Below are 3,627 nucleotides of genomic sequence, written 5' to 3' on the forward strand. Positions count from 1 at the left end.
GGGCCGTGCGGCGCCCGCCGCACGGCCCACCGCGCCGAGGTCACTCCCCGAAGGGGTCGAACTCCCGGTAGTCCCGGTCCGGGTCGTCGCGCTCGGCCTCGCGGTCGCGGCGGCGCTGCGCCGCCGGCCGCGGGGCCTCCATCCGGTGGTCCTCCCCGCGCCGGCCGAGCATCTCGGCACCGGCGGTGACCGTCGGCTCCCAGTCGAAGACGACCGCGTTGTCCTCGGGGCCGATGGCCACCCCGTCGCCCTCGCGGGCGCCGAGCCGCAGCAGTTCCTTCTCGACCCCGAGACGGTTGAGCCGGTCCGCGAGGTACCCGACGGCTTCGTCGTTGTTGAAGTCGGTCTGGCGCACCCAGCGTTCCGGCTTCTCGCCCCGGACGCGGAACATGGCCTCGCCCTCCGCGACCACGGTGAAGCCGGATTCGTCGACGGCCTTGGGCCGGATGATGATCCGGGTGGCCTCCTCGACCGGCACCGCGGCACGGGCGGTCGCGACCAGCTCCGCCACCGCGAACGACAGCTCGCGCAGCCCCTTGCGGGAGACGGCGGAGACCTCGAACACCCGGTAGCCGCGAGCCTCCAGGTCCGGGCGGATGATGTCGGCGAGGTCCTGGCCGTCGGGGATGTCCGTCTTGTTGAGCGCGACCACCCGCGGCCGGTCCTGCAGGCCGCCGTAGGCGGCGAGTTCGGCCTCGATGACGTCGAGGTCGCTCACCGGGTCGCGGTCGGACTCCAGCGTGGCGCAGTCCAGGACGTGCACGAGGACCGAGCAGCGCTCGACGTGGCGCAGGAACTCCAGCCCCAGCCCCTTGCCCTGCGAGGCACCGGGGATGAGGCCGGGCACGTCCGCCATGGTGTAGGTCGTCTCTCCGGCGGTGATCACGCCGAGGTTGGGCACCAGGGTGGTGAAGGGGTAGTCGGCGATCTTGGGTCGCGCGGCGGAGAGCACCGAGATCAGCGACGACTTGCCGGCGCTGGGGTAACCGACGAGTGCGACATCGGCGACGGTCTTCAACTCCAGGACGACGTCGCCGTCGTCACCGGGCTCGCCGAGCAGCGCGAAGCCGGGCGCCTTGCGGCGCGCGGAGGCCAGTGCCGCGTTGCCGAGGCCGCCTCGGCCGCCGCGCGCGGCGACGAACGCCGTGCCCTCGCCCACGAGGTCGGCGAGCACGGTGCCCGCGCGGTCCAGCACGACGGTGCCGTCCGGCACCGGCAGCACCAGGTCGACGCCGTCCTTGCCGGTGCGGTGGTCGCCCTCGCCGGGCCGGCCGTTGGTGGCCTTGCGGTGGGGGCCGTGGTGGTACTCCAGCAGCGTGGTGACGTCCCGGCTGACCTGGAAGACCACGTCGCCGCCCCGGCCGCCGTTGCCGCCGTCCGGGCCGCCGAGCGGCTTGAACTTCTCGCGGTGCACGGAGGCGCAGCCGTGGCCCCCGTTGCCCGCGGCGACGTGCAGTTCGACGCGGTCGACGAAGGTGGTCATGGTGGCCTCCGAGCTGTGAGGTCCCCGGGTCGTACGGCGGTTGCGGAGCCGGACGCCGGGAGACGGTGGAACAGGCGAACCGCGCCGGGGCGCGGACACTGCGGACGAAGCGGTGGTGCGGGTGGTGCGGGTGGTGCAGGCACGACGGGTGCCGCGGTCGGCGCCGGCCGCTTCACGGCGGACGCGCGCCGGGCAACGACGAGGGCGGATGCGCTCGACGCATCCGCCCTCGTGAGACGTCCCCGGTGGGACGATCCGGCCCTGGGCCGGATCAGCCCTCGACCGGAACGATGTTGACGACCTTGCGGTCACGGCTGCGGCCGAACTGCACCGCGCCCGGCTGGAGGGCGAACAGGGTGTCGTCGCCACCGCGCCCCACGCCGGTGCCCGGGTGGAAGTGGGTGCCGCGCTGGCGGACGATGATCTCGCCGGCGTTGACGACCTGGCCGCCGAAGCGCTTGACGCCCAGGAACTGCGGGTTGGAGTCGCGCCCGTTCCGAGTGGACGATGCGCCCTTCTTGTGTGCCATCTCTACTCAGTCCCTTACTTCGCGGCCGGGGCGGGGATGCCGGTGATCTTCAGCTGGGTGTGCAGCTGACGGTGACCGATCCGCTTCTTGTAGCCGGTCTTGTTCTTGTACTTCTGGATCCGGATCTTCTCGCCCTTGTGGTGGTCGAGGACCTCGGCCTGGACCTTCACGCCGGCGAGCACCCACGGGTCGCTGGTGACGGCGTCACCATCGACGATGAGGATGGTGGAGAGCTCGACGGTGTCGCCGACCTCCTTGGTCGCAAGACGGTCGACCTCGATGACGTCGTCGACGGCAACCTTCTGCTGCCGACCGCCGGTGCGCACGATCGCGTACACGCGCAGACTCTCTCTCATTCGAAACGGAGCCCCTGATGCCAGACGGACCAGTCGCGCCGGGGAGAACACCGGCGTAACGGGCTGAGTCCGCCCTCTCCCGGCAAGCGGGAGGAAGGATGCTCGGGGGCACGGTGTGACGTTGACTCGACACACCGACTGTCAACCATACGGAGGCCGCCCGGAGCTGGTCAAATCCTTCGGGGCTGGCGGTCACGGCACGGACGACGGGCGTGGTCGGGGCGGTCGCGGGCGGGCCTCCGACCGGCCCACGCCCCACGCCCCGGAACGGACCGGTGGCCCGGCAGCGACGGGAGAGTCGCTGCCGGGCCACCGCGGGCCGGCGCCGGGGCGCCGCCCGTCTCAGTCGGCCGCGGGGGCCGACTCCGCGGGCTCGGCCGCCGCCTTCTTCGCGGCGCCGGTCGCCTTCCGCGTCGTCGTCTTCTTCTCGGCGGTCTTCTTCTCGGCGGCCTTCTTGGCGGGTGCCTTCTTGGCCGTCGCCTTCTTGGCCGCCGTCTTCTTCTCGGCCGTCTTCTTCTCAGCGGTCTTCTTGGCCGCCGCCTTCTTGGCGGGTGCCTTCTTGGCCGTCGTCTTCTTGGCCGCCGTCTTCTTCTCGGCCGTCTTCCGCGTGGCCTTCTTCGCCGGCGCGGCGGCCTCGTCGGCCTGCTGCTCCTCCGCCTCCGGCGCGGCGGCCGGGGCGGTCGTCTCGACGACGAGCACCTCCACCTCGCCGGACGCCTCCGGCGAGCCGACCGGCGCGGACGCCCGTCGCACCGCGCGGCGACGCGGACGGGCCGTGGCGGGTGCCTCGGCCTGCGGCTCGGCGGGCGCCGCCACCGCAGCCTCGGGCTCCGTCGGAGCCGCCTCGACGACGAGCACCGCCGCCTCGGCCGCGGCGGGCGAGCCGGCCGGGGCCGACACCTTCCGCGTCGAACGCGAACGGCGGCGGGCGGGGGCCTCGGCCTCCACCGCCTCCGTGGCGGCGGGCACGGCGGGCTGAGCGGGCTCAGCCGGGGCAACGGGCTCCTCGGTGGGCTGCACGGCGACGGCCGCGGCCTCCTCGGCACCGTCACGTGCCCCGCTCGGCGATCCGGCCGGAGCGGACGCCTTGCGGCTCGCCCGGCGGCGGCGCCGCGGCTCGGGCACCTCCGCGGTGGGCTGCTCCGGTGCGGTCGACGGCTCCGGTGCCTGCTGCTCGGCGGCCGGCTCGGCCGCGGCGGCGGGCTCACCCCGGTCGGGGGTGCCGGTCGCCGGGGCCGCCTCGGCGCTCTCCGGAGCGG

At 74.0% G+C, this 3,627-nt stretch carries 3 protein-coding genes and 1 pseudogene; all 4 read right to left on the reverse strand.

What is annotated here, in order from left to right; translation table 11 throughout:
• Window positions 1-40 precede the first annotated feature (40 nt).
• Window positions 41-1,483, reverse strand: a complete 1,443-nt coding sequence (gene obgE / locus HCN52_RS22725; RefSeq protein ID WP_168090314.1) for a GTPase ObgE — start codon at window positions 1,481-1,483, stop codon at window positions 41-43.
• A gap of 271 nt (window positions 1,484-1,754) precedes the next feature.
• Window positions 1,755-2,012, reverse strand: coding sequence for a 50S ribosomal protein L27 (gene rpmA, locus HCN52_RS22730; RefSeq protein WP_167935087.1), 258 nt, complete (start codon window positions 2,010-2,012; stop codon window positions 1,755-1,757).
• A 14-nt stretch (window positions 2,013-2,026) separates the two neighbouring features.
• On the reverse strand, window positions 2,027-2,350 hold the full coding sequence (rplU, locus tag HCN52_RS22735) for a 50S ribosomal protein L21 (protein ID WP_167935088.1): 324 nt from the start codon (window positions 2,348-2,350) through the stop codon (window positions 2,027-2,029).
• Between the two features lie 360 nt (window positions 2,351-2,710).
• Window positions 2,711-3,627: pseudogene (locus HCN52_RS22740) on the reverse strand (hypothetical protein); the annotation flags it as partial.

Origin of the sequence: Streptomyces bohaiensis (assembly GCF_012033785.1) — a bacterium.
Classification (GTDB): domain Bacteria; phylum Actinomycetota; class Actinomycetes; order Streptomycetales; family Streptomycetaceae; genus Streptomyces; species Streptomyces bohaiensis.

Excerpts from the sequence above, each read along its gene's own strand:
- rpmA (WP_167935087.1), bottom strand. The coding sequence starts at position 2,012 with ATGGCACACAAGAAGGGCGCATCGTCCACTCGGAACGGGCGCGACTCC.
- obgE (WP_168090314.1), bottom strand. The coding sequence starts at position 1,483 with ATGACCACCTTCGTCGACCGCGTCGAACTGCACGTCGCCGCGGGCAAC.